The organism is Nocardia grenadensis NBRC 108939 (assembly GCF_001613445.1).
In the GTDB taxonomy this organism is placed as follows: Bacteria; Actinomycetota; Actinomycetes; order Mycobacteriales; family Mycobacteriaceae; genus Nocardia; species Nocardia grenadensis.
In genome coordinates this window covers 45,945-70,836 of sequence record NZ_BDCJ01000017.1, presented here as the reverse complement: position 1 = coordinate 70,836, position 24,892 = coordinate 45,945, and the positions used below count along the sequence as shown (strand labels likewise).

Annotated in this window: 26 protein-coding genes and 1 pseudogene; 18 read left to right on the top strand and 9 right to left on the bottom strand. The window is 68.6% G+C overall.

All coding sequences use genetic code 11. The features are described from left to right. Positions 1 to 10 precede the first annotated feature (10 nt). The 5 genes from NGR01S_RS17890 to NGR01S_RS17870 all read left to right on the top strand — a co-directional run bounded on the left by NGR01S_RS17890 (position 11) and on the right by NGR01S_RS17870 (position 4,502). Positions 11 to 1,228, top strand: coding sequence for a DUF445 domain-containing protein (locus NGR01S_RS17890; RefSeq protein WP_245664664.1), 1,218 nt, complete (start codon positions 11 to 13; stop codon positions 1,226 to 1,228). A 595-nt stretch (positions 1,229 to 1,823) separates the two neighbouring features. Beyond that, on the top strand, positions 1,824 to 2,315 hold the full coding sequence (locus tag NGR01S_RS17885; protein ID WP_063038239.1) for a helix-turn-helix domain-containing protein: 492 nt from the start codon (positions 1,824 to 1,826) through the stop codon (positions 2,313 to 2,315). Then, the gene (locus NGR01S_RS17880) at positions 2,312 to 3,031 is read left to right on the top strand and encodes a hypothetical protein (protein ID WP_063038237.1); all 720 of its coding nucleotides are present in this window, start codon (positions 2,312 to 2,314) and stop codon (positions 3,029 to 3,031) included. Before NGR01S_RS17885 ends, NGR01S_RS17880 begins: the two co-directional genes overlap by 4 nt. A 69-nt stretch (positions 3,032 to 3,100) precedes the next feature. Then, positions 3,101 to 3,397, top strand: coding sequence for a DUF2516 family protein (locus NGR01S_RS17875; RefSeq protein WP_039826991.1), 297 nt, complete (start codon positions 3,101 to 3,103; stop codon positions 3,395 to 3,397). Positions 3,398 to 3,458: 61 nt separating this feature from the next. Then, a complete protein-coding gene (locus NGR01S_RS17870; protein ID WP_063038233.1) occupies positions 3,459 to 4,502 on the top strand; it encodes an alpha/beta fold hydrolase in 1,044 nt (347 codons plus the stop codon). A 6-nt stretch (positions 4,503 to 4,508) separates the two neighbouring features. Here NGR01S_RS17870 and purU read toward each other — a convergent pair whose 3' ends face one another. Further along, positions 4,509 to 5,399, bottom strand: coding sequence for a formyltetrahydrofolate deformylase (gene purU / locus NGR01S_RS17865; RefSeq protein ID WP_063038231.1), 891 nt, complete (start codon positions 5,397 to 5,399; stop codon positions 4,509 to 4,511). Positions 5,400 to 5,501: 102 nt separating this feature from the next. Continuing rightward, positions 5,502 to 6,047: a GNAT family N-acetyltransferase gene (locus tag NGR01S_RS17860; protein ID WP_063038535.1), complete on the bottom strand. Its 546-nt coding sequence runs from the start codon at positions 6,045 to 6,047 to the stop codon at positions 5,502 to 5,504. Between the two features lie 92 nt (positions 6,048 to 6,139). Between NGR01S_RS17860 and deoC the strand changes: the two genes are divergently transcribed. After that, a complete protein-coding gene (gene deoC, locus NGR01S_RS17855) occupies positions 6,140 to 6,808 on the top strand; it encodes a deoxyribose-phosphate aldolase (protein WP_063038228.1) in 669 nt (222 codons plus the stop codon). 13 nt (positions 6,809 to 6,821) lie between these two features. On the opposite strand, the gene NGR01S_RS17850 is transcribed toward deoC, so the two are convergent. The 4 genes from NGR01S_RS17850 to NGR01S_RS17835 all read right to left on the bottom strand — a co-directional run bounded on the left by NGR01S_RS17850 (position 6,822) and on the right by NGR01S_RS17835 (position 9,535). Further along, the gene (locus NGR01S_RS17850) at positions 6,822 to 7,544 is read right to left on the bottom strand and encodes an LmeA family phospholipid-binding protein (protein WP_063038226.1); all 723 of its coding nucleotides are present in this window, start codon (positions 7,542 to 7,544) and stop codon (positions 6,822 to 6,824) included. 108 nt (positions 7,545 to 7,652) lie between these two features. Beyond that, positions 7,653 to 8,471 (bottom strand): hypothetical protein, encoded by an 819-nt coding sequence (locus NGR01S_RS17845; protein WP_063038224.1) that lies wholly within the window; start codon positions 8,469 to 8,471, stop codon positions 7,653 to 7,655. Further along, on the bottom strand, positions 8,441 to 8,956 hold the full coding sequence (locus NGR01S_RS17840; protein WP_063038222.1) for a DUF2505 domain-containing protein: 516 nt from the start codon (positions 8,954 to 8,956) through the stop codon (positions 8,441 to 8,443). Before NGR01S_RS17840 ends, NGR01S_RS17845 begins: the two co-directional genes overlap by 31 nt. 90 nt (positions 8,957 to 9,046) lie before the next feature. Beyond that, on the bottom strand, positions 9,047 to 9,535 hold the full coding sequence (locus NGR01S_RS17835) for a DUF2505 domain-containing protein (RefSeq protein WP_063038220.1): 489 nt from the start codon (positions 9,533 to 9,535) through the stop codon (positions 9,047 to 9,049). Between the two features lie 66 nt (positions 9,536 to 9,601). On the opposite strand from NGR01S_RS17835, the gene NGR01S_RS17830 reads away from it, so the two are divergent. Continuing rightward, entirely contained in the window at positions 9,602 to 10,666 is a 1,065-nt protein-coding gene (locus NGR01S_RS17830; RefSeq protein ID WP_063038218.1) for a UDP-N-acetylmuramate dehydrogenase, read from the top strand. A 22-nt stretch (positions 10,667 to 10,688) separates the two neighbouring features. On the opposite strand, the gene NGR01S_RS17825 is transcribed toward NGR01S_RS17830, so the two are convergent. After that, complete coding sequence (locus NGR01S_RS17825) at positions 10,689 to 11,423, bottom strand: SDR family NAD(P)-dependent oxidoreductase (protein ID WP_063038216.1); 735 nt, start codon at positions 11,421 to 11,423, stop codon at positions 10,689 to 10,691. A 23-nt stretch (positions 11,424 to 11,446) separates the two neighbouring features. On the opposite strand from NGR01S_RS17825, the gene NGR01S_RS17820 reads away from it, so the two are divergent. From NGR01S_RS17820 to NGR01S_RS17785, 9 genes and pseudogenes are all read left to right on the top strand, one after another. Further along, a complete protein-coding gene (locus NGR01S_RS17820; RefSeq protein WP_063038214.1) occupies positions 11,447 to 12,280 on the top strand; it encodes an alpha/beta fold hydrolase in 834 nt (277 codons plus the stop codon). Positions 12,281 to 12,435: 155 nt separating this feature from the next. Further along, the gene (gene mshA / locus NGR01S_RS17815) at positions 12,436 to 13,776 is read left to right on the top strand and encodes a D-inositol-3-phosphate glycosyltransferase (protein WP_063038212.1); all 1,341 of its coding nucleotides are present in this window, start codon (positions 12,436 to 12,438) and stop codon (positions 13,774 to 13,776) included. Beyond that, on the top strand, positions 13,773 to 14,276 hold the full coding sequence (locus NGR01S_RS17810; protein WP_063038532.1) for a type III secretion system chaperone family protein: 504 nt from the start codon (positions 13,773 to 13,775) through the stop codon (positions 14,274 to 14,276). Before mshA ends, NGR01S_RS17810 begins: the two co-directional genes overlap by 4 nt. 148 nt (positions 14,277 to 14,424) lie before the next feature. Further along, positions 14,425 to 14,520: pseudogene (locus tag NGR01S_RS32600) on the top strand (PPOX class F420-dependent enzyme); the annotation flags it as partial. Positions 14,521 to 14,617: 97 nt separating this feature from the next. Beyond that, positions 14,618 to 15,514, top strand: coding sequence for an ROK family protein (locus NGR01S_RS17805; RefSeq protein WP_063038530.1), 897 nt, complete (start codon positions 14,618 to 14,620; stop codon positions 15,512 to 15,514). Positions 15,515 to 15,584: 70 nt separating this feature from the next. Beyond that, entirely contained in the window at positions 15,585 to 16,322 is a 738-nt protein-coding gene (locus tag NGR01S_RS17800; RefSeq protein ID WP_063038528.1) for a phosphoglyceromutase, read from the top strand. 246 nt (positions 16,323 to 16,568) lie between these two features. Then, positions 16,569 to 18,620, top strand: coding sequence for a CocE/NonD family hydrolase (locus NGR01S_RS17795; RefSeq protein ID WP_063038209.1), 2,052 nt, complete (start codon positions 16,569 to 16,571; stop codon positions 18,618 to 18,620). A gap of 222 nt (positions 18,621 to 18,842) precedes the next feature. Next, a complete protein-coding gene (locus NGR01S_RS17790; protein ID WP_063038207.1) occupies positions 18,843 to 20,078 on the top strand; it encodes a sensor histidine kinase in 1,236 nt (411 codons plus the stop codon). Next, the gene (locus NGR01S_RS17785) at positions 20,075 to 20,764 is read left to right on the top strand and encodes a response regulator (RefSeq protein WP_039826973.1); all 690 of its coding nucleotides are present in this window, start codon (positions 20,075 to 20,077) and stop codon (positions 20,762 to 20,764) included. Before NGR01S_RS17790 ends, NGR01S_RS17785 begins: the two co-directional genes overlap by 4 nt. Positions 20,765 to 20,773: 9 nt before the next feature. Here NGR01S_RS17785 and NGR01S_RS17780 read toward each other — a convergent pair whose 3' ends face one another. Together NGR01S_RS17780 and NGR01S_RS17775 are read right to left on the bottom strand one after the other, a co-directional pair. Then, positions 20,774 to 21,127, bottom strand: a complete 354-nt coding sequence (locus NGR01S_RS17780; protein WP_063038206.1) for a hypothetical protein — start codon at positions 21,125 to 21,127, stop codon at positions 20,774 to 20,776. Between the two features lie 12 nt (positions 21,128 to 21,139). Beyond that, entirely contained in the window at positions 21,140 to 22,006 is an 867-nt protein-coding gene (locus NGR01S_RS17775; RefSeq protein WP_063038526.1) for a DUF3109 family protein, read from the bottom strand. A gap of 128 nt (positions 22,007 to 22,134) precedes the next feature. Between NGR01S_RS17775 and NGR01S_RS17770 the strand changes: the two genes are divergently transcribed. Next, the gene (locus tag NGR01S_RS17770; RefSeq protein ID WP_063038204.1) at positions 22,135 to 23,163 is read left to right on the top strand and encodes a Ppx/GppA family phosphatase; all 1,029 of its coding nucleotides are present in this window, start codon (positions 22,135 to 22,137) and stop codon (positions 23,161 to 23,163) included. Continuing rightward, entirely contained in the window at positions 23,160 to 24,884 is a 1,725-nt protein-coding gene (locus NGR01S_RS33025; RefSeq protein WP_063038202.1) for an Rv0497 family membrane protein, read from the top strand. The genes NGR01S_RS17770 and NGR01S_RS33025 overlap by 4 nt, the downstream gene beginning before the upstream one ends. Positions 24,885 to 24,892 lie beyond the last annotated feature (8 nt).

The window sequence follows — 24,892 nt, the reverse complement described above, 5'->3', positions numbered from 1 at the left end:
CCTGTGGCGGATGAAAGCCGTCGCCACCGGCTTGCTGGCCGTGGCCACGGCGATCTACCTGGTGTGCCGGTGGCTGGAGTCGCGCGGCGGCGCCGGCGACTGGGTCGGTTACGTGCGGGCGGCCTCCGAGGCGGGGATGGTCGGAGCGCTGGCCGACTGGTTCGCGGTGACGGCGCTGTTCCGGCATCCGCTGGGATTGCCGATTCCGCACACCGCGATCATCCGCCGGAAGAAGGATCAGCTCGGGGCCAGCCTCGGCAATTTCGTGGGCACCAACTTCCTGTCCCCGGAGGTGGTCACCACCAAGGTGAACACCGCGCAGATCCCGTGGCGGATCGGGCGCTGGATGGCCGCGCCCGGTAACGCGGCCCGGGTGGCCGACGAGAGTTCGACGATTCTGCGCGCGGTCGTGGGGGTGCTGCGCGATGAGGATGTCGAACAGGTCATCGACAACACCATCGTCAAACGGATCGCCGAACCCCTGTGGGGTCCGCCGATCGGTCGTGTCCTCGCCGAACTGCTGGCCGACAACCGGCAACTGCCGCTGCTCGATCTGCTCGCCGAACGCGCCCACCAGTGGGCGCTCGGCAGCCAGGAGACGATCGACCGGATCGTCAACGGTGAGGCGCCGCAGTGGGCGCCGAAATTCGTGAACGTCCTGCTGTCGGAGAAGGTGTACCGGGAGCTGGTCGAATTCACCTGGAAGGTGCGCTCCACCCCCGATCACGAGGTCCGGTTGGCCGCCAACCGTTTCCTGGAGGATTTCGCCCGCGACCTGCAGCACGACGAGATGATGATCGCCAAGGCCGAGCGGATCAAAACCGAGATCATGGGCCGGGAGGAGATCACCGGCCTCGCCGAGGCCACCTGGCGGGCTGCCAAACGCCTGATCCTCGAATCCGCCGACGACCCGAACAGCACGCTACGCCGCAAGGTCGCCGAAAACGTGCAGCAACTCGGCGAACGCCTGCGTGACGACACCGAGACCCGGGCCAAGGTAGACGGCTGGATCGAGCGCGGCGCCCGCTACCTGGCGGCCAACTACGCCGACGAGATCGCCACCATCGTCAGCGATACGGTCGCCCGCTGGGACGCGGAGGAAGCCAGCAAGAAGATCGAAGTCCAGGTGGGGCGTGACCTGCAGTTCATCCGGATCAACGGCACGGTCGTCGGCAGTTTGGCGGGGTTGGCGATCTATGCGGTCTCGCAGCTGATGTTCGGGGGGTGAGAGTGCGTACCGGGGATGGCGAGCTTGGGCGAGGACTGGCGTGGGCTTACTCGTGAAGGTAGGGATGTGGGCTTACTTGCGAAGGTGCTGTGTTTTGGCGGCGCCTGCGGCGCCACGGGGTCGAGGCCCCCTTGGTCTCGCCGTTTCGGCCTCGGGACTCGCGCTTCGCGCATGCGATGTGCGGTGGGCCGTCCATAGAGTGCGACCGTTGAGCACCTTCGGCCAAGGGGCGAGACGGCCGCAACCCTTCGAGGTGTCTCGTAAGACTCGACTCATGCGGGTTGCGTCGGCAGTCGATGATCGGAGATCGGATGCCGACTCGACCACTGGTCGGCCTGGCCCCCGATCGCCTTCGCGAACTGGCGCACCCTCTCGGCGCCGAGTCTTACGAGGCCCTGAATGGGTCGAGGCCCGTCCCGTCGTTCAGGCCTCGAAGTGCATGCGGCGCAGCCGCGAGTCTCGAGGCCTGAACGACGGGACCGAGGGGGCCTCGACCCCGCGCGCCGGAGGCGCGCAAATAAACACTGCTAACATGGTGCTTGCAATTGCTAGCACCCCGATCTATCGTTGTAACTACAACGCCAGAAGGTGAGTGATGGCCGACCGTCTCGAGGTTTCCGCCCAGCGCACCGACGATCCGGCAGCGGCTGCCGGCGCCGGCGACAAGGCAACTCGCGTGGTCAACGCGGCGCAGGACATCGGAGGATTCATCAGGGCGCAGCGGGAAGCCGCGCAGGTTTCGCTGCGTCAGCTCGCCCAGCTGGCGGGGGTGAGCAACCCGTATCTCAGCCAGATCGAGCGCGGATTGCGTAACCCCTCCGCCGAAGTGCTGACGCAGATCGCCAAGGCTCTGCGGGTTTCTTCGGAGGTGTTGTATGTGCGCGCCGGCTACCTCGAGCAGCGGCCGCACAGTCCCGTCCGGGACGCCGTGCTCGCCGATTCCGCGATCAGCGAGCGGCAGAAACAGGTGATCCTGGATATATACGAATCGTTCCGCCGGGAGAACGGGCCGGAGGAAGCGATTCCCCGGGACAGTGTTGTTCCACAACCGACAACCGATGCTCCACGCCAGGAGAACGATAAATGACCGAGAAGTACACCACTGCCAAGCCACTGTTCGCCACCGTCGGCGCCACGGACGCGGTTTACGCCGCGGTCGTGGACGCGGTGACCCAGGTGCGTGAGCGTGCGACCGATGCCAGCGGCCGGGTCCGGGTCGAAGAGGCCCGTGAGCGCTTCGCCGGGGTGCCTGCCGATATGCAGACCCAGTTCGAGCAGATCCGTGCCCGGTTGTCCGAACTGCCCTCGGAACTGCCGGAGGACCTGGCCGAGCTGCGCGAGAAGTTCACCGCCGAGGAGCTGCGCAAGCTCGCCGACCAGTACTACCGCCAGGTGGTCGACCTCTACGCGGATCTGGCGGTGCGCGGTGAGGAGACCGTCGAGCGGCTGCGCGCCAACCATTTGGTCGAGGAGCAGGTCGGCCGGGTGGAGACCCTGTACAAGGACGCCAGCAGCCGGGCCGAGGAGGTGTTCGGCCGGGTGAACGATCTGATCGGCCGCGCCAAGACCGAGACGGGGCCGACCGCCACGCCGACTGCCGAGTCCGCTGGCTCGGTCGCGCCGGAGGTGCTCGACGCCGAGGTGTTCGAGGTCGCGCCGGAAATCGCGCCCGAGTCCGTGTCCGAGGTGGCCCCCGAGCCCACGCCCGCCCCGCCGGTGAAGAAGGCGCCGCCCGCCGCGAAGAAGGGTCCGGCCGCGAAGAAGGCCGCCCCCGCCAAGAAGGCCGCGCCGAAGAAGCTCTGACCTGGTAATTCCAATGAAGCGCCCCCGTGCACATGCAGTGCGCGGGGGCGCTGCTCTTATCATGGTGGGGTGGACAAGGTGTATGGCTTGACCGGGTTGATCATGGTCGCACTGTGGCTGCTGGCGACAAGCGCGACTGTTTTCGCGCTCGTGCACGCCGTGCGCCAGCGCTCCGACGCGTTCACCGCGGTCGACAAACTGACCAAGCCCATCTGGCTGGGCATCCTCGGTGTGGCGATCCTGCTGATGCTGGTGAGCTGGCCCGGCCTGGGACTGCTGGCATTCATCGCCATCATCGCCACGGGGATCTACCTGGCCGATGTGCGGCCGAAGGTGGATGAGGTCCAGCGCGGCCCGCGCTGGTAATGCTGGCGCGCGCTCCCTCCACGCGTTACTGTGTCACTCGGTAACACAAAGGAGTGTCTTGATGCGTGCGACGATGCCGAAGGCCCTCACTGCTCTCGCCCACCAGGTCGAGGGTCTGTTCGAGGTGCACCGTGCGGGGCTGCGCACCCGTGGTGGATACCGCAACCCCGCGTTGAATCCGCCCGGCGCCGAGCACCGGGTGATCGATGTGCGTACCGAGGACGGCGCCCGGCTGCGGGTGCACGCGTACGGGCCCGACGATGCCCAGCCGGTGGTACTGATCCACGGCTGGACCTGCTGTCTCGAATACTGGAATCCGCAGATCAACACGTTCGCCGAGCGGTACCGGGTGATCGCCTTCGACCTGCGTGGCCACGGCGAGAGTGAATTCGGCGAACCTGACCAGCTGGACTGTCATCTGCTCGCCGACGATCTCTGCGCGGTACTCGACGCGGTGCTGCGGCCGGGTCAGCGGGCGGTGCTCGTCGGGCACAGCCTCGGCGCGATGACCGTGCAGGCCTGGGCCGGGAAGTATCCGCAGCGGGTGGTCGACCAGGCCGCGGCGGTCCTACTGGCCAATACCGGACCGCATTCGCTGGTCGCCGAGACGACCGTGGTGCCGTTCTTCAACCGGCCGCTGCCGCTGCTGCGCCGGGTGGTGCCGCTGCCGCCCTGGCTCGGCCGTCGCGGGCTCGGCGCCCGCATCGTCTTCCCGCCGGTGGCCGTGGTGCGGTGGCTCTTCACCCGGCAGATCATGAGCCCGGCCGCGGACCCGGAAGCGATCGAGTTCGGGATGAATATCGTGCGCTCGTGCCGGTCCCGGATTCGTTCGGAGTTCGGGCTGCTGCTCGCGGAGATGGACCTCGGGGACGCGGCACGCCACCTGGTGGTGCCGACCACGGTGGTGGCAGGCACGGCAGACGATATGACCCCGGCGGTGCACGCCGAACAGATCGCCGCCTGGCTCCGGGAGACCGGCAGTCTCGGACAGTTCGTCCTGCTACCCACCGGACACCTGGGCAATGTGGAAGAGATCGACCGGTTCAACGCGATCCTCGATCAGGTACTGACCTCGGTACGCGAACCGGCCGAAGCTGCCGGCTGAGCCGTCTCAAGAGAACACGACGGTGCGGCGTCCATGGACCAGCACCCGGCTCTCCAGATGCCAGCGTAGGCCGCGGGCCAGCACGACCCGTTCGATATCGCGGCCCTCGCGCACCATATCGGTCACGCTGTCGGCATGGTCGACGCGAATGACGTCCTGTTCGATGATCGGGCCCGCGTCCAGCTCGGGGGTCACGTAGTGGCAGGTCGCGCCGATGAGTTTCACGCCGCGGACGAAGGCCTGGTGATACGGGCGGGCGCCGACGAACGAGGGCAGGAAACTGTGATGGATATTGATGGCCCGGCCCGCCCAGTGTTCGCACAGCCGCTCGGGTAGGACCTGCATGAACCGCGCCAGCACGACCGCGTCGGGGGAATGGGCGTCCACCAGTTCACGGACCTGCTCGAACGCCGGCCCGCGTTCGGCCGGGTCCTTGGGGAACGGCACATGGTGGAACGGGATGCCGTGCGCCTCGGTGATTGCCGCGAGATCGAGGTGATTGCCGATAACGGCCTCGATGGTGGCCGGGAGTTCGCCGGAGGTCGCGCGGCCGAGCAGGTCGTGCAGGCAGTGCCCCTCCTTGCTCACCAACAGCACCGCGCGGCGGCGCACCCCCGAATCGTGGACCTGCCATTCGGTCTCCGGGTCGAGATCGGCGGCGACCCGTTCGAAGCGGCCGCGCAGCTCGTCCACCCCGAACGGCACGGTCGAGGCCCTGATGGACTGTCTGGTGAAGAACCAGCCCGTCTCCGGGTCGGAGTGGTAGCCGGCCTCCACGATGGAGCCCCCGAATTCGGCGATGAACGAGGTGATGGTGGCAATGATGCCGGGGCGGTCGGGACAGCCCAGGGTGAGTACGTATTGCCGGCCGTTGGGGGTGGCAGCTGCGGAAACCATGAGGTCATCCTGACAGGAGGCCCGCCGCCCGGACAGCGCGACTCCGCGGTTGCGGCCCGCCGGTGTGCGCGCGGCCCGATCGGCCGGGGCGGACGAGCGTGCTCACAGCTCGTAGAAGGGTTCGGCGTAATGGAATTCGCCGATTATCTGCGAGTCATAGGCGCTCAACGACCGGATCTGGAAGTGACTCGCCCATTCCGGCCGGTCCGGAGCCAGGCCCAGCCGTTCGGCCGGTTGGAAGCCGAACCGCGGGTAGTAGTCGAGGCTGCCGAGCAGGCCGACGAGCGGTTCGTCCAAGGCGTCCGCGGCACCGAGTACGGCATGCATCAGCGCCGAACCCACACCGCGGCTCTGCAGGTCGGGAAGGACTCCGATGGGGCCCAGTGCGAGGACGGGAAACGGCCCCACGGTGGCCCGGGTGACGCAGACGTGCCCGACCACGGTCTCGCGATCGACAGCGACCATGGACAGGGTGGGGATCCACCCCGGATCGGTGCGCAGCCGAGCGAGTAGCGCGACCTCCGGCGGCGCCTCGACCAGGGCGGTGCCGGCCGCTGGATCACCCGCCGCATAGTGCGGGGCGAAGGCGCTACGGTGCACGGCGGCGACAGCGTCGGCGTCGACGGCTCGTTCGCGGCGGATCAGCAACATCGTCCTCTCGTCAGAAGGCGATACGAGTGTGCGCGAGGAGCCCGAGGCGCGCAACGGAATTCGACCGTGATGTGCCAGACTTTCGTCCCATGGCCGATTCCCAGTCGCTGACCAGGTCCGAGGTGGCCGCAATGATCGACCACACGCTGCTCGCCCCGGAGGCGACAAGCGCGGATGTTACCGCCGCGGTGGCCGAGGCCCGGGAACTCGGCGTATACGCGGTATGCGTTTCGCCGTCCGTGCTGCCGATACCGGCCGCGGGGCTGGTGGTGGCGACCGTCGCGGGGTTCCCCTCCGGAAAACACCATTCGCTGGTGAAGGGGGCGGAGGCCCGGCTCGCGGTGGATCAGGGGGCGGGCGAGGTCGATATGGTCATCGATATCGGCGCGGCGGTCGCGGGCGATTTCGACGCGGTACTCGCCGATATCATCGTGGTGCGCGAGGCGATTTCGGAGCGCGCGGTACTGAAGGTGATCATCGAGTCCGCAGCGCTGTCGGACGAGGCGATCGTCGAGGTGTGCCGGACGGCCGAACGGGCGGGTGCCGATTTCGTGAAGACTTCCACCGGGTTCCATCCCGCCGGCGGCGCCGATGTCCGGGCGGTCCGGTTGATGGCCGAGACCGTCGGTGGGCGGCTGGGCATCAAGGCGAGCGGGGGTATCCGCACCGCCGAAGCGGCCGCCGCGATGATCGCCGCGGGCGCCACCCGGCTGGGGCTCTCCCGGTCCCGGGCCGTACTCGACGGGTTTCCCGCGTGACGGTCCGCGGCACTCAGCAACTCGCATTGCCTTCGGCGGCGGGCAGTTCGGTCGGGCCGCCCTGCAGATCCACCTGGATACCGTCGGCGGTGACCCGCAGATCGGTCGGCTGCAGGCCCATCGGGTAGGTCTGCAGGCTCTCGGTCATCAGGTTCACCACACCCTGGGCCAGGTCGTTGGGTACTCCGATACCGAGGAACTGCGCCTGGGAGACGTCGATATCGACTTTGCCGTTCTGGATCCGCGGGGTGAGCTGCATGGCCCCGATACCGCCGAGCACCTTCATGGTCAGTTGCCCGGTGTCGGGGTCGGACTGCACATCGCTGACCAGGCCCTCGAGCGTCTGGGAGATCCCGGAGTTGCTCCAGGTGACATCGGCGTCCGAACTCCCGACCGAGCTGCCGCTATTGCTCCCCTTGGCCATCTCGATATCGTGGAATTGGGCGTGGACCTGCATATCGACGGCCGGGCCGAATGCGTCGCCCTTACTGTCGACGTCCATCCGCGAGACCTTCCCGTCCAGCCAGGTGATCAGTAGGGGTTTCGCGCCGAAGCCGACATCGATCTGCGAGCCCATCTCTTTTTCGAACTGCGAACTGATACAGCCCGCGATTCGGTGTCGCGCATAGGCCTCGCCGCCGATGAGCGCCGCCACCACGAGCACGATCACGGTGAGTACGGCGATCACGACGGTCCGGCGGCCGACCTTCGGTGCAGGCAGGGGCTTGGTGGACATGCCTGAGATTCTTCACGATGATTCTGTGCCGGCTCTGTGGACCGGTTATGGGCCGCTGGTGAAGGTTGCGACGTCAGCGTGGGTTGCGGCTCATTTTTGTGATATGAGTCACACTAATGGTTCCGCCTGTCCGGCGGGTGCGACCACCGGCCACGGGACGCTCAGCACACTGTCGCGTAGCCGACGGCGGAAATCGTGCACCGGGAAACCCTGTGCCCGCAACCGGTCCGCCGCCGCGCGCCAGCGCACCCGTGGTCCGAAGACGGCCAGCGGTGCGGTGTGCGCCCACGCCCGGTCGGCCGCGCCGAGCAGGGTGTGCACCCGTTCACCGGGCACATTACGGTGGATCAGCGCTTTCGGGAGGCGTTCGGCGAGGTCGGAGGGTCGTTCGACGGTGAACGGATCCCACGCGAGAGTCAGGGTGCGCGGGCCCGATCGGTCCAGCACCACCCAGGCGCAGCGGCGGCCGAGTTCGTCACAGGTCCCCTCGACCAGGAGACCACCCGGCGCCAGACCGGCCAGCACGGTCTCCCACGCGTGCGTGACCGCGGACTCCGGATACTGGCGCAGGACATTGAAGGCACGCACCAGCACCGGCCGCAGTCCGGCCAATTCGAACCCGCCCCGGGCGAAAACGACGCCGTCGCGGGCGGGGACGACCCGGGCGGGATCGATCTCCAGTCCGACCACCCGCACATCGGGACGCACCGTACGCAACCGCGCGGCCAGTTCCAGCGTCGTCCACGGTTGGGCCCCATAACCGAGATCCACCACCAGCGGATCGGCGGCACCGCGCAATACCTCGGAGATCCGGGGGTCGCCGATCAGCTGACGGTCACTGCGGCGGAGCCGATTGGTCCCGGTCGTGCCCCGGGTGACGGTGCCGAGCGGAACGCTCAGCCGGCCGTTTTTTGCTCGTCCAGCCATTTCTGGGTCACTTCGGCCTCGGCGCGGAACAGATCCACCAGGTTCACCAGCATGAGCTGTTCGAGCCGCGGCCCGACCATCGGGATGAACACCTTCGCCTCCGAGGACATCCGCATGGTGCACCCGGTGTCGGTGGGGAACAGACGGGTGGTGCCGGTCAAGCTGCCGGGCCCGGCCGGGATGGACGCCGAATACTTGCCCTCGACCTCCGGACCGAGCGGTCCGAAGCTCTCCTTGCGGGTGATGACCATATCCTTGCGCATCACCGACTGCGCGATCTCCGGCAGCGTCTCGCGCGGCAGGATGTGGTGCAGCACCACTTCGACACCGTCCTCGCCCACCTCGAGACTGATGACCTCGTTCGGTGAGTACTTCCGCATCTCGACCATCCGGGCCTCCCAGTAGTCCCGGTCGGTCAGCGCCGCGTACAGCTCTTCGGTGGTGTGCAGCGGGTAGCGGGCGGAGTAGTCCAGTCGGCGAGCCATGCGCGGTAGGTTACCGTCCGGATTCTCCGGTTCCGTGGGAGGCCGGGTCGCTTCCGCTCGCACGGAACGGCGGAAGCGGACTGCGGGCCGCTACGGCTGTCCGGCGATCCAGGTGTTGGTGAACTCGGCCTCTTCGGCGAGCAGCTCGGTGAGCCGTTCCCCGATGGCCTCCTCGATCTTGCGACCGAACAGTGGAACCTTCACCTCGATCGTGCCGGAGATCTCGGCGACCGCGCCGGTGGGCTCGTCGGTGGCGGTGATGGCACCGCGGACCTCGGCCGGAGCGCCCTCGACCCGCGCCTCGAAACTCCCGGTGGTACCGGTCCACAGCTCGGTGCGGGGGATGATCAGGTCGCCGGGGCGTACGGCGGTGATGGCGGGCGGCAGCAGGTCGGCGGGGATGGACTGGACGACCTCGACCCGCACCCGCTCACCCTCGACCGACAGCGAGACGAACTGGGCACTGGGCCCGCCCACGGCGGCGATCCGGTCCTTCCAGTACTGCTCGGTGCGGAATGCCTCGCGCACCGTCGCGACCGGATGAGAGTAGCGAGCCGTATACGCCAGCGCTGTAGCCATGACCGAACACGCTACCGTCTGGTCGTGCGAACTTCTCGGGCTGTCCCTGCGGACGAACTGCGGCAGATGCTGGCCGGAACGGGCGCGCTCGTGCGGTCCGCGGTACCGCTGGCGGAGCTGACCACGTTGCGCGTCGGTGGCCCGGCCACGGTTGCCGACTGTGCCACCACCGAGTCGCTGGTGGCGACCGTGCGCGCGCTGGACGCCGCCGAGGTACCGGTGCTACTGGTCGCCGGCGGTTCGAACCTGCTGGTCTCCGACGAGGATGTGGCGTCGGTGGTGGTCCGTGTCGCCACCGAAGGGGTCGAATTCGGGGCCGGCAGCGTCACGGTGGAGGCGGGTGCGAACTGGGACGGTGTGGTGGCCGCGAGTGTGCGGGCCGGGTTCGGCGGGCTGGAGTGCCTGTCCGGGATTCCGGGCTCGGCCGGGGCCACTCCCGTACAGAATGTGGGCGCCTACGGCGTCGAGGTCGACCGGCTGCTGCGCCGGGTGCGGTTACTGGACCGGGCCACCGGGGAGATCGACTGGGTGACTCCCGACGCGCTCGACTTCGGCTACCGGACCAGCCGGTTGAAACACAGCGACGCGGCAGTGGTGCTGGCGGTGGAGTTCGCGCTGCGCCCCGACGGTACGAGCGCGCCCCTGCGCTACAAGGAACTCGCACGGCGACTGGGCGCCGCGGAAGGGGAGACCCGGCCCGCCGCCGCCGTCCGCGAAACCGTGCTCGGGCTGCGGGCGGGCAAAGGAATGGTCCTCGATCCCGCCGACCACGACACCTGGAGCGCCGGATCGTTCTTCACCAACCCGGTCGTGCCCGACGCCGAGGTGGACCGGGTCCTGGCCGCCGTCCGCGATCGGCTCGGCGATGTGCCGGTGCCCACCTATCCGGGGATCGGCGGAGTGAAGCTCTCCGCGGGCTGGCTGATCGAACGCGCCGGCTTCGCCAAGGGCTTCCCGGGTCCGGCCGCGCCTGCGCGCCTGTCCACCAAACACACCCTTGCCTTGACCAACCGCGGTGACGCCACGGCCGCCGATATCGTCGCCCTCGCCCGGACGGTCCGCGACGGGGTGGCGGAGCGGTTCGGGGTCGTGCTGGTCCCGGAACCGGTCACAGTGGGGGCGGAGCTGTAGCGGCGCCGCGGGTTGCCGAGCGTCAGGTACGGCGGGCGAAGCGGCCCGGGTCGGCCTGGTCGCGGGGTTTGACGATGATCTGGTCCAGGTTGACGCGTGGGGGGCGGCTCGCGGCGAAGGCCACGATCTCGGCGATGTCCTGGGCGACCAGCGGATCTATGCCCTGGTAGACCGCGGCCGCGCGGTCGGTGTCGCCGGCGAAGCGGACCAGGGAGAATTCGGTCTCCACCGCGCCGGGGGCGATCTCGGTGAGCCGGACCGGCTGCCCGAGGAGTTCGCCGCGCAGGGTCCGGTGCAGGACGGCCTGGGCGTGTTTGGCCGAGGTGTAGCCGGAACCGTTGTCGTAGGCGTGGAAGGCCGCGACCGAGGTGATGGTGACGATCAGGCCGTCGCCGGAGGCGATCAGTTTCGGCAGCAGCGCCTTGGTCATCCGGAGGGTGCCGAGGACGTTGGTTTCCCACATCCAGCGCCAGTCGTCGAGATCGGCCTCGGCGACCGTAGCCAGGCCCTTGGCGCCGCCGGCATTGTTGACCAGTACGTTCGCGGTCTCGATCGCGTCGGCGAAGGCGCGAACCGATTCGTCGGAGGTGACATCGAGTTCCAGCGCGGTACCGCCGATCTCGTCGGCCAGCGCCCGCAGCCGGTCGACCCGGCGGGCACCCACATACACGTGGTACCCCTGTTTCGCGAGTTCCCGGGCGGTGGCTTCGCCGATACCCGAGCTGGCCCCGGTGACAACAGCGGTGCGAGTGCTCATGAACGCGATCCTATGATGCGCTCATGGCTATACGGGAAGCGCACAGTGCGGACGGGACCGGCATCGTCTATCGGACGGGCGGGCCCGCGGACGCACGGCCGCTGGTGCTGGCGCACGGCTGGTCGGCGGATCTGCGTTGCTGGGGGCGGATGTTCGACGATCTCGCCGCCGATTTCCGGGTGGTGGCCGTCGATCTGCGGGGCCACGGTTATTCGGAGGCCCCGGCCACCGGTTACGACGACTCGAAGAACTGGGCCGCCGATATCGCCGCGGTGCTGGCCGCCGAATCGATCGAATCCGACGCGCTGCTGCTGGGGTGGTCCTACGGCGGAATCGTGATCAGCGACTATCTCGCCGAGTACGGCACCGGTGCGGTCGCCGGCGTCGTCTATACCGGGGCGATGGCCAATATCGGCCGCGGGGTGCCGGGCGCGGAGGTCGGCGAGTCGATGCAGCAGGCGATCCCCGCGGTGTTCGAGGAGAGCCCGGGCCGGGCGATGCGCGGTTTCTCCGCCTTCGGGAACGCCAGCACCGGACCGGGCACGGACAAGGGTCCAGACGCGCAGCGGTTGTTCGGCGCGAGCCTGGCGACACCGCCGTTCGTGCGCAAAGCCCTGTTCTACCGCTCGGTGGACAATACGGAGACCCTGCGCGCACTCGACGTTCCCGTCCTGGTGCTGCACGGTTCGGCCGATCCGGTGGTGCCGGTGGCCGACGGCCGCTATATCGCCGAGACCGCGCCGCGGGGCCGGGCCTCGATCTGGGAGGGCGCTCAGCACGGGTTGTTCCTCGAGGATCCGGCGCGTTTCGCGGCCGAGATCCGGAAGTTCGCCGCCGACTGCGCCGAGAAATCCTGATTGTCCGTGACAAGCGCTTTTATTGGTCTGTCCGGCTCGGTTCCCGGTTTCGGCGACGGCACGCGGAGGCGCGCGAAGTGCGCCGAATCCGTCAGGTGTGATCACTTTCACGACCGGGGAAGGGCGGGCCGGGCTGCCGCGTTGCACCCTGCAGTATGGATATCGTGAGTCAACGCCCGGACCGACGGCCGAACCGTATCGCCGTACTGACGGTGCACACCTCACCACTGGCACAGCCCGGTACGGGTGACGCGGGCGGAATGAACGTCTACGTCCTCCAGACCGCTCTCCAGCTGGCCCGGCGGGGGACCGAGGTCGAGATCTTCACCCGGGCCACCTCCTCCGATCTGCCGCCGGTGCAGGAAGCCGCGCCGGGAGTGCTGGTACGCAATGTGGTCGCCGGGCCGTTCGAGGGCCTGGACAAACACGATCTGCCGACCCAGCTGTGCCCGTTCACCGCCGAGGTGCTGCGTCAGGAGGCACGGCATCTACCCGGTTACTACGACCTGGTGCATTCGCATTACTGGTTGTCCGGGCAGGTGGGCTGGCTCGCCCGGGACCGGTGGCGGGTGCCGCTCGTGCACACCGCGCATACGCTGGCGGCGGTGAAGAACGCCGCTCTCGCCGAGGGCGATTGCCCGGAACCGGCCACCCGGGAGATCGGGGAGAAGCAGGTCATCGCCGAGGCGGACCGGCTCACCGCCAACACCGGGCGGGAAGCGCGGGACCTGGTCGAGCTGTACGGGGCGCTGCCCGACCGGATCGATATCGTGCCGCCAGGGGCGGATCTGACTCGGTACCGTCCGGGCGACCGGGCCGCGGCCCGCGCCGAGCTCGGCCTGGCGGGGCACGAGGAGATCGTCGCGTTCGTGGGCCGGATCCAGCCGTTGAAGGCACCCGATGTGCTGGTGCGGGCGGTCGCCGAGGCTCTGCGACGGCGGCCGGGGCGGCCGCTGCGCGCCCTGATCGTCGGGGGCCCCTCGGGGACCGGTCTGGAGCGTCCCGACGCGCTGATCGAACTGGCCGCCGACCTCGGGATCGCCGACCATGTCACCTTCCTGCCGCCGCAGCCGCCCGACCGGCTGGTGCAGGTGTATCGGGCCGCCGACCTGGTCGCGGTGCCGAGCTACAACGAATCTTTCGGGCTCGTCGCGCTGGAGGCGCAGGCGAGCGGGACCCCGGTGCTGGCGGCCGCGGTCGGCGGGCTCGGCACCGCGGTCCGGCACGAGTACAGCGGGTTGCTGGTGACCGGGCACCGCACCCCCGATTGGGCCGGTGCGCTGGAGTATCTGCTCGACGACCCGCGGCGGTTACGGACGCTGGGCGCGCAGGCCATATCGCACGCGGCGGCTTTTTCCTGGGCGCATACGGCCGAGAAGCTGCTGGACAGCTATACCGCCGCGCTGACCGGTCCGGGCCACGGACCCACTATCCTCGGCGAGGGTCAGGCCAGATCGCGGGCGCTGTGGCGGCGCCGGACGGGAGTGCGCAGATGAGCGAGAGGTCGGCCACCGCGCGGGTCATCGAGGAAACACTGCGGGACCGCGAGATCGAATACACCCACCCTGATGACGATGTCTTCGTCGCCGTACTGCCGGGTGAGCGGAAACTGAAGACCAATGTGATGCTGACGGTCGGGGCGCACGGGGTGCGTTTCGAATCGTTCGTATGCCGCAAACCGGACGAGAATTTCGAAGGCGTCTACAAGTACCTGCTGCGGCGCAACCGGCGGCTCTACGGTGTCGCGTACACCATCGACAAACTGGGCGATATCTACCTGGTGGGCCGGGCGGCCACGCATGCGATCACCGCCGAGGAACTGGACCGGATCTTCGGGCAGATCCTGGAGGCGGTGGACGGGGATTTCAATACACTGCTCGAACTCGGTTTCGCCGAATCCATCCGCAAGGAATGGAAGTGGCGGGTGTCCCGCGGTGAATCACTGAAGAATCTGCGTGCCTTCGAGCATCTGGTCGATTCGGCCGATCCGAACTGATTCGCGGCGTTCGTCGACAGCGCGGGCCGGTTCGGTGAGGCGACGATCTGGAATCCGGCGTTCTGGGACGGTGATTCGGCGGTCTGGCCCGCGGCGGAGATGCTGCTCGGCACCACGACCGGCATTGTGTGCAGGCAACTCGGGCGAGCCCGGTGCGGCCTTCCCGCCACCGGACGCCCCACCCGGCTTCCGCACCCGGATCCGGATCGACAAGGTGAGCGGTATCGGCCCCGGCGCCTCCTGATCGCCGACCGCGCCCACACCCGGGCTGCGGACTCAACGACCACGTTCGCGGATGAGTGACAATCACCATCTGCGAATCGGATCTTCGGGAGGGCGCGGTGGCGGTTGTGGCACTGGATATCGGCGCGACGAAATTCGCCGCCGGGCCGGTGGACGAGGCGGGTCGGCTCGGCGCGGTGCGGCGGGTGCCGGTTCCGGCCGAGCGGGTATGGGAGGCGTGCGCCTCTCTGCTCCGTGACGTCGCGGCCGATGCCGTGGTGACAGCGGTCGGGATCGGCTCGGCGGGCCCGGTGGACGTTCCGGCCGGTATCACCCGTGCACTCAATATTCCCGAGTGGCGCGACGGATTCGCGGTGGCGGCGGCGGTGGCCGAGCTGTTTCCCGGCGCCACGGTGCGTTTCGCCCTCGACGGGGCGTGTCTGGCGTTGGCCGAACAGCATTCGGGGGCCCTGCGCGGTCTGCGGAACGGGCTGGCGCTGACCGTCTCGTCGGGTATCGGCGGCGGCATCTTGATCGACGGCCGCGTATCGGTCGGGCGTACCGGCAATGCCGGGCATATCGGTCATCTGGTGGTGCCCGGATGGGATGTGCCGTGTGCGTGCGGCGGTTTCGGGTGTCTGGAAGCCGTGGCGAGTGGGATGTCGTCGGCGCGCTGGGCGCGGGAACAGGGCTGGACCGGCGAGACCGGCGCGGAACTCGCGCGTGACGCCCGGGCCGGGGACCCGGTCGCGCGGGCCGCTTTGGCGCGGGCCGGTACCGCGCTGGGTACGGCGATCGGTTCCGCGGCCGCGCTGCTCGATGTGGATACGGTCGTGGTCGGTGGCGGTTTCGCGGACTCGGGTGAACTCCTGTGGGCACCGCTGCGCGCCGCGGTCGCCCGGCACTCGGGGCTGGATTTCATCCGGGGGCTGCGGGTGGAAGCGTCCCGCCTTCCGGAGGGGGCGACGCTGCACGGCGCGGCCGTACTCGCGGCCGGTTTGTCCGGGTCCGCCTAGCAGGTGGTGGGCCGATGACGGCCCCGAGGGGTACGCACGGCCGGTATCGGGCCATGGCAGGATGGCCCGCATGACGAACACCCTCGTTTTGCTGCGCCACGGCGAGAGCGAATGGAATGCCCTGAACCTGTTCACCGGCTGGGTGGACGTGCATCTCACCGACAAGGGTGTCGCCGAGGGTAAACGGGCCGGGGAACTGCTGGCCGAGCACGGCATCCTGCCCGATATCGTCTACACCTCGCTGCTGCGCCGTGCGATCTCGACCGCGAACATCGCCCTGGACGCCGCCGACCGGCACTGGATTCCGGTGGTGCGGGACTGGCGCCTCAACGAACGTCACTACGGCGCGCTCCAGGGAAAGAACAAGGCCCAGATCCGCGACGAGTACGGCGAGGACCAGTTCATGCTGTGGCGGCGCAGCTACGACACGCCGCCGCCGCCGATCGAACCCGACGACGAGTACAGCCAGGCGAGCGATCCGCGCTACGCGGGTATCGAGGTCCCGCGCACCGAATGCCTGCTCGATGTGGTGAACCGGATGGTCCCGTACTGGGAGTCGACCATTTCGCGAGAACTGCGCGGTGGAAAGACCGTGCTGGTCGCGGCGCACGGTAATTCGTTGCGTGCCCTGGTGAAACATCTCGATGGAATCTCCGACGAGGATATCGCCGGACTGAACATTCCCACCGGTATTCCGCTGCGCTACGAACTGGACGACGATCTGCGGCCGGTGCGACCCCGGGCATATCTGGATCCGGAGGCCGCCGCCGCCGGTGCGGCCGCCGTCGCGAGCCAGGGCGGCAAGTAGTTCGTTCCACAGCGCCGCGACCCGAAACGGGTTGCGGCGCTTTTTCGTAGGGATACCGGCGCTGCGGGGAACGCCGATATCTGTGACGGGAACCCGAAAACACCGATCGCTATTGTGTCGTACCACGATCCTGGTGCGAAATTGCCGGGTAAGGCCTGTCAGCGGCCCGATCGATTTTCATTACCCGCCGGTAATGCTGTGTAAGCTCTCGGCCATCCGATCAGCCCGAGAGATGGATCACGACCGATGAAGTTTGTGATACGAGCCACTGTGGTATTGGCCGCCACGATGTTGCTGGCACCGCTGCTCGGCGGCGGTGCCGGTGCCGAGCCGGCGGTCTCCGGTCCCGACGGGGGAGCGGCGGGGGCGCAGTGGGCCGCCACCCACGACGGACCGCAGCAGTATCCCGGTATCAATATCACCTGGGATGTGCCGATCACCATGAGCGACGGCACGGTTTTGAAGGCGAATGTGTACCGCCCCGCCGACGGGGCCGCCCGGCCGATCGACACCCGGCTGCCGGTACTCGTGAATATGACGCCCTATACGAAACTGGTGTCCAACCTGGTCGACCATATGGGCTCGGTACCCGGTCTGTCCGACGCGCTGGACCGGTTGGCCCGCGATATCGATATGACCGGCACCCCGTTGTCCGGGCTGACCGATCTGACCAAGGCGCTCGGCGGTGGGGCCATGCGCAATTTCGCCGTGGACCGCCAGTTGGTGAAGAGCGGCTACGTCCAGGTGGTGGTGGACGTCCGCGGAACCGGGTTCTCCCAGGGCGTCTGGGATATGTTGCGGCAGCGCGAGCAGGCCGACACGGTGGAGGTCATCGACTGGGCCGCGCGGCAACAGTGGTCGGACGGACAGGTCGGCATGACCGGTATGTCGTATTCCGGGATCAACCAGTTGCAGGCCGCCGAGAAACACCCGGCCGCGCTGAAGGCCCTGTTCCCCGTCGTGCCCGGCAGCGATCTGACGCAGGATGTGCTCATGCCCGGCGGCGGCTTCGGCTTCGCCTTCATTCCGCTGTGGATGTCGCTGATCAACTCGACCAAATGGGTACCCGATATCGGGTCGATGGTAAACGGCACCTTCGACCAGAAATGGCTGAACGACCGGCTGTCCTCGCCGTTCACCTACTTGGACGTATTCCTCAATGCCTACACCACTCCGCGGGTGGAGGATCTCGATCCGCGCCTGCAGGAGATGATCCGGGGCGACAGCCCCGACCGGCAGGCCTGGCTCGGTGATCCGGCGCAGATCGACGTGCCCACCTTCGTGACCGGGGGCTGGCACGACCTGTTCACCTATTCCGAGTCCCAGATCTACAACGCCATGCCGGTGCCGCCCGGACAGAAGCAGCTGCTCATGGGCGACACCTATCACATCAACTCGGGAAGCGAATCGGGCAGACCCGGGCTGCCGCCGCGGCTGGACGTCCTGCAGCGCGCCTGGTTCGACAAATGGCTGAAGGGCGTCGACAACGGGATCGATCGGTACGGGCCGGTCACCCTGCGGCAGCAGGGCGGCGGCTGGGTGACCCGGGACGGCTTCGGCGCGAGCGCGCCCGCGGATCAGGCGGCCGAATACCGGCGGATGTATCTGTCGGCGGCGCCCAGCGGCACCGGCGGGCACAGCGTGCACGACGGTTCACTGGCGGCGGTCGCCGACAGTGCTGCCCGGTTGACCGTCGCGCCGGGACTCACCGGACTGTGCTCCAATGACGCCGGCCAGGCGACCGCGGGGGTGGTCGCGGTGATCAACGCCTGTGGTGCGGATTCCCGGATCCAGGAGTCGAACGGGCTGACCTTCACCAGTGCGCCGGTGCCCGAAGCGGTCGAGATCTCCGGGCCGATCGCCGTGCACCTGCAGACGGTGCAGGACGCGGCCGACGGCTACTGGTCGGTGACGGTCAACGATGTGGCGCCCGACGGGCAGTCCCGGGTGCTGTCCTCGGGTCAGCTGATGGCTTCCCTGCGGGAGATCGACGATTCCTCGAGCGACCGGTCGGCCAACGGTGACTACACCGCCCCCCGGCCGTACACCACGCTGGAGAACCGGCGGCTCACGGTGCCGGGGGAGGTGACCACACTCGATATCGCGGTGCCCGCGATCGAGGCGAAGCTGGAACCCGGGCATCGGCTGCGGGTGGACGTCTACGCGGGCAATGCCCCGAAGGGGGTGCCGCCGCTGCCGATGCTTCTCGATACCGGGCTGAAGCCGCAGCACGTGCAACTCGACCCGAACCGGCCGAGCTTCGTGAACCTGCCGGTGCGTGGTGACCCCGGTTGGTGAACGGCCGCCGGTAGCGCGCTCGATACGAACCCCGTTGTGTCCCAGACACAATGGGGTTCGTCGGCGTCTCCGGGCGGGGAACACGCCCGGGAAGATCGAAACCCCTCCGTCGCCGAACAACGCGTAAACGCCCGGCGAACGACGAAGTAATCGCCCGTGACCTGCACGAAACTTCACCGACCCCGGGTTTGTTTACGCGTCGTCGACCGTACGATTCTTGATGTGAGCGTTCCCCAGGCCGTACTACTGGCAGTCCTGGCGGCTGTTGTCGGACTGGCCGTCGGTGGACTCGTCATCCCCTATATGAACGCTCGGCAGGCGCAGCGCCGCCAAGCCGACTCCGGGCTCACGATGTCGCAGGTTCTCGACCTGATCGTGCTGGCCTCGGAAAGCGGTATCGCCGTGGTGGACGAGTACCGCGACGTAGTACTGGTCAATCCGCGCGCCGAAGAACTCGGCCTGGTCCGCAACCGGCTGCTCGACGAGCGGGCGTGGACGGCGGTGGAGAAGGTCCTGATGACCGGCGAAACGGCGGAGTTCGACCTCACCGCCGATAAACCGACACCCGGCCGGGGCCGGATCGCGGTCCGCGGCCTCGCCCGGCCGCTGTCCCCGGAGGAGACCAACTTCACGGTGCTCTTCGCCGACGACGATTCCGAACAGGCCCGGATGGAAGCGACTCGCCGCGATTTCGTCGCCAATGTGAGCCATGAGCTCAAGACCCCTGTGGGCGCGATGAGTCTGCTGGCCGAGGCGCTGCTGGAGACCGCGGATGATCCCGAGGCGGTCCGCCACTTCGGCCAGCGCGTACTGGCCGAATCCAGCCGCCTCGGGAAGATGGTCACCGAACTGATCGCGCTGTCCCGGCTCCAGGGGGCCGAGAAACTCCCCGAACTCGAGGTCGTCGATGTCGACACGGTGGTCAATCAGGCGGTGGACCGGTCGCGGACCGCGGCCGAGGCCGCCGGGATCACGGTCAGCACCGACCGGCCCAGCGGGCTCGAAGTGCTCGGCGACGAAACGCTCCTCATCACCGCGCTCTCGAATCTGGTCGAGAACGCCATCGCCTATTCGCTGCGCGGCTCCCATGTTTCGGTGAGCCGGTCCGTCCGTGGCTCCTACGTGGCGATGGCCGTGACCGACCGCGGCATCGGTATCGCCAAGGACGATCAGGAACGGGTCTTCGAACGCTTCTTCCGGTCCGACAAGGCGCGCTCCCGCGCGACCGGCGGTACCGGACTCGGTCTGGCTATCGTGAAACACGTGGCCGCCAACCACAACGGTGAGATCACCCTGTGGAGCAAACTCGGCACCGGCTCGACATTCACGCTGCGCATACCCGCGCATCAGGAGGCCGACGGCACCGCCGCCGCCGGTCCGCCCGTGCTGACCAAAAGAGAAACCAGCCCGCGCCCGTCGGGCCCGGGCCGAACGAACGGTGTGGAGGCACGCAGATGACCAGTGTGTTGATCGTCGAGGACGAGGAGTCGCTGGCCGATCCACTCGCCTTCCTGCTGCGCAAGGAAGGTTTCGAGGTCACGGTCGTGGGAGACGGTCCCTCGGCGCTCGCCGAATTCGATCGCTCCGGCGCCGATATCGTCCTGCTCGACCTGATGCTGCCCGGTATGAGCGGCACCGACGTCTGCAAACAGCTGCGCACCCGCAGCGGGGTGCCGGTCATCATGGTGACCGCGCGCGACAGTGAGATCGACAAGGTGGTGGGGCTCGAACTCGGCGCCGACGACTACGTCACCAAGCCCTACTCGGCGCGGGAGCTGATCGCCCGTATCCGGGCCGTGCTGCGCCGCGGCGCCGGTGACGAACTGGACTCGGGCAGTGAGAACGGTGTCCTGGAGGCGGGTCCGGTGCGAATGGATGTGGACCGGCACACGGTGCTGGTGAACGGCAAACCGGTGACCCTGCCGTTGAAGGAATTCGACCTGCTCGAATACCTGCTCCGCAATTCGGGCCGGGTGCTGACGCGCGGCCAGCTCATCGACCGGGTGTGGGGCGCGGATTACGTCGGCGACACCAAAACCCTCGACGTGCACGTGAAACGGTTGCGGTCGAAGATCGAGGCCGATCCGGCCCGGCCCGAACACCTGGTCACCGTGCGTGGGCTGGGCTACAAACTCGAGGCCTGACCGCGTGGTTCAGGGGAAATAGAGCCAGACCTCGCCCACCGGCGTATCACTGCGGTGCAGCGGTGCCCAGCCCAGGCCGTCCTCCTGGGCGCACTCGGAGAACGGCACCGCTGCCCCGTCGCCTCGGCAGACGATGCTGTGCCGGGTGCCGTGCGGGCTGAGTACGAGATGCCTGCCCGCGTCCCGGGCCGCCAGCGCGTCCGGGTCACCGAGTGGGACGAACTCGGCGGTCCGATCGGTGAACTGCTGCGGGTCGGCCGCGGGCCGGGCGCCCGCGCCGCCGGCCGTCGCCGCGCAGGCGAGGCCGATGATCATCAGCGCCGCCGTACCGGCCGGCCATCGCGTCCAGGGGCTCCGCGCCATGCTGTGCTCCCGTTATCGCAGGTCCAGTCCGAGTATCCGGGTGGGGCGTACCGCCTGCCCGTTCTCCTCGGCCGCCTTGGTCCGAGCCTTGCGCCGGGCCCGGGTGGTCGCCGGATGCTCCGCGCCGACCCCGGACCCCGGCCGGCTCCGCAACTGCCGTTCGAGTTCCCGGTAGGCGGGTTCACCGATCAGTTCGATCAATTCGGCGCGATAGGTCTGCCAGACCGGCCGTTCCCCGATATGGGCATCGGGCGAACCGGAGCAATACCAATCCAGATCCACTCCGCCCGGGCCCCAGCCGCGCCGGTCGTACTCGGTGATGACGGTCCGCAGGATCTGCACACCGTCGGGCCGGTCCACCCATTCCTGGGTGCGGCGGATGGGTAGCTGCCAGCACACATCGGGTTTCACGGTATGGGGTTCCAGGCCCCGGCGTGCCGCCATGACATGTAGGGCGCACCCCGGGCCGCCGGCGAAATCCGGCCGGTTCTGGAAGATGCACGCCCCGTCGATCCGGCGGGTGCGCTCGGCCGGCCCACCGTCGAGCTCGTCGGCTTCCAGATAGGTCTTGCGGCTGATCTTGCCGTGCTCATCACGCGCCCGATCCATCAGCTGCCAGTCCTCGGCGGTCAACATCTTCACCGCCCGGCGCAGCCGTTTGCGGTCATCGTCATCCGACAGGAACGCGCCGTGTGTGCAGCACCCCGCGTCCGGCATATCGCCCAGGATGCCCTGGCAGGCGGGGGTCCCGAACACGCAGGTCCAATGCGAGGTCAGCCAGGTGAGGTCGGCCGCGATCAGATGTTGGTCGTCGGCGGGGTCGACGAACTCGAGCCACTCGCGCGGGAAATCGAGTGGTACTTCCCGGCTCGGCCGCATCTTCGGCATCGGAAGGTCGGTCGGACCGGGGACGGAGTCGTTCGCGGCAGCGCCTGACGTCACAACCCCTAACGCTAACACCACAACCGGGTCGCCTGGTGTTCAGGTACACCAAGTAACGTGTCCGTGTGCGTCTAGGTGTCCTCGATGTCGGAAGCAACACCGTTCACCTGCTGGTGGTGGACGCGCATCGGGGTGGCCATCCCATGCCGATGAGCTCCACGAAGGAGTCGCTGCGGCTGTCGGAGAATATGGACGACAGGGGCCGGATCACCGCGGCCGGTGCCCAGAAACTGGTCGATACGGTGGCCGATCTGGCGAATCTCGCCGCCGCGTCGGGATGCGTGGAACTGATGGCCTTCGCGACCTCCGCGGTACGCGAGGCGACCAACTCCGACGAGGTGCTGGGCCGGGTGCGCGCGGAGACCGGGGTGGACCTGCGGGTGCTGGCGGGGGCGGACGAGGCCCGGCTGACCTTCCTGGCGGTGCGCCGCTGGTACGGCTGGAGCGCGGGCCGGATCGTCAACCTCGATATCGGTGGCGGCTCGCTCGAGGTGAGCAGCGGCGTGGACGAGGAACCGGAGGTGGCGCTGTCGCTGCAGCTGGGGGCCGGTCGGCTGACCCGCAAATGGTTACCGGAGGATCCGCCGAGTAAACGGCGCATCGGCATCCTGCGCGATTGGCTCGCCGCCGAGATGGTGGATCCGGCCAAACAGCTCGCCGAAGCGGGTAAGCCCGATCTGGCGGTGGGCACCTCCAAAACCTTCCGTTCGCTGGCCCGGCTCACCGGCGCGGCGCCCTCGGGCGCCGGTCCCCGGGTTCGCCGGACACTGACCGGTTCCGGCCTGCGCCAGCTGATCGCGTTCATTTCCCGGATGACCGCGTCCGATCGCGCCGAACTGGAGGGCGTGAGCGCCGACCGATCCCAGCAATTGGTGGCGGGAGCGCTCGTGGCCGAGGCCGCCATGCGCGCGCTCTCCCTGGATACGCTGGAAATTTGTCCGTGGGCGCTGCGCGAAGGGCTGATCCTGCGCAAACTGGATACCGATATGGATGGTGGACCACTGACAACGAACACGCCGAACGCGGCCGCCGGGAACGGTTCGACGCCCGGTGGCGCGACGTCGGCGGGCCCGATCGAAACGGTGCCTTCATGAGCAGGAACTCCAATCAACTGTCGGTAGCCGAACTGCTGGCTCGCAACGGCGCGCAGCCGGCCACCGGCGGCGGCCGGCGACGGCGCGGCGGGCGCGGGCTCTCGGTCGACGACCTGTCCGGTGATATACCGGCCGTCGAACGCAACGGTTCGGCCCATGCGGCTCCCGACGAGGCCGACGAGGCCGACGAGGAGTATTCCGCCGCTACGGCGGGCGATAGCGGCGTCGGTGCGCAGGATCATGGGGGCGAGCGGGTTTCGTATGCCGCCCCGGATCCGAACAACTCGCCGATGTCCGGCCCGATCACCGTCTACAACCCGTTGGAGCCGTATGCGCCGGGCCCCGCCGGTGACGGTGCCCCTGCGCGGCTGGGTGATCCGGACCCCTATGCCGGCGACCGGGAGCAGTTCCCGCCCGCGGAGGAGGCACCGCGCCGCGGTGGTCGCCGGCGCCGTGCGGAACCGGACGACGATTTCGCCGCTTTCGCGGACGACCCGGGCACCGGAGGCGAGCCGAATCAGTCCTGGGAGACCGGTCCGCAGGCGCCGGGCAGCGGACGGGCCGCGCGCCGCCGGGCCGCGGAAGCCGCCGAAGCCGCGGCCGCGGCGGAGTCCGCGCCCGCCGAACCGGAGGCGCCCGCGGATTACGGCCTTCCGCCCGGACCCGGTGATGTCGGTCGGGCACCCGCTCCGGACTTCGGCGGACCGGATGCCGGTCCGTCGTGGCCGGGGCAGGGTTTCGACGGCCCGCCCCGGCTGGGTCCGCCCGGCGCCGCCCCACCGACCGAAGCGTGGCAGGCGCCCGAGACATCGGCGGACGACCCGCGGCCCAAGCTCGAGCGCCGCCGTCGTGGTGCGCGGCCGCTGCCGGAGCCCGCGTCGTTCCCGGAATCGCCCGACCGGCCGAACGGGGACCAGAGCACCGTCGTATGGTCGCCGACCGATCAGGGTGTGCGGTTGCGCGCCGGACTGCAGGGGCTGGAGACGCCGCCGCGTGACGCTTCCGACTTCGGTGGTCCGGGTGCCCGCAACGGCCGGCCGGGCGGGCCGATGCCACCGCCGCCCGCCCCGGACTTCGGCGCGGATCAGGGTTTCGGCCCCGGTCCGGACTTCGGCGCGGATCAGGGTTTCGGCCCCGATGCGGGTTACGGGCACGATCGGGGGCACGACCCCGTCCCGGGCTTCGCGAAGAACGATATCTTCGCCACCGATGTGTACGGCCCCATGCGGCCCCTTCCCGCCGCCTCGGGCGAGCGATACGAAACCGGCGAATTCGAGCCGGAATTCGATTCGGACGCCGACGACTACGACGATCCCGAGGACACCGTCGATGCGAACCGGCTGGGCCGCGCCCGTTCGGCGCTGGGCGGGAGATTCGGTGCGGCCGGGGACAAATTCGCTGCCACCAAGGCGAGATTCGGGGCCGGGGCGCGCACCACCGATCGCGAGACCACCGAGGATCCACGCAAACAATGGATCGTGCTCGGCGCGCAGAGTGTGGGCGCGGCGATCGCCGGAATGCTGGCGTTCAAGGGTTTCGAGATGCTGTGGGAGGGGCAGCCACTGGCCGCGCTCGCACTGGCGGTCGTGGTGATTCTGGGGCTCGTCGCGCTGGTGCGGATCCTGCGACGCGGCGACGATATGTTCAGTACCGTGATCGCTGTGGTTGTCGGCGTATTCGTCACCCTGGGTCCGCTGGCATTCCTACTCAGTACGGGCTGAGCGAGGCA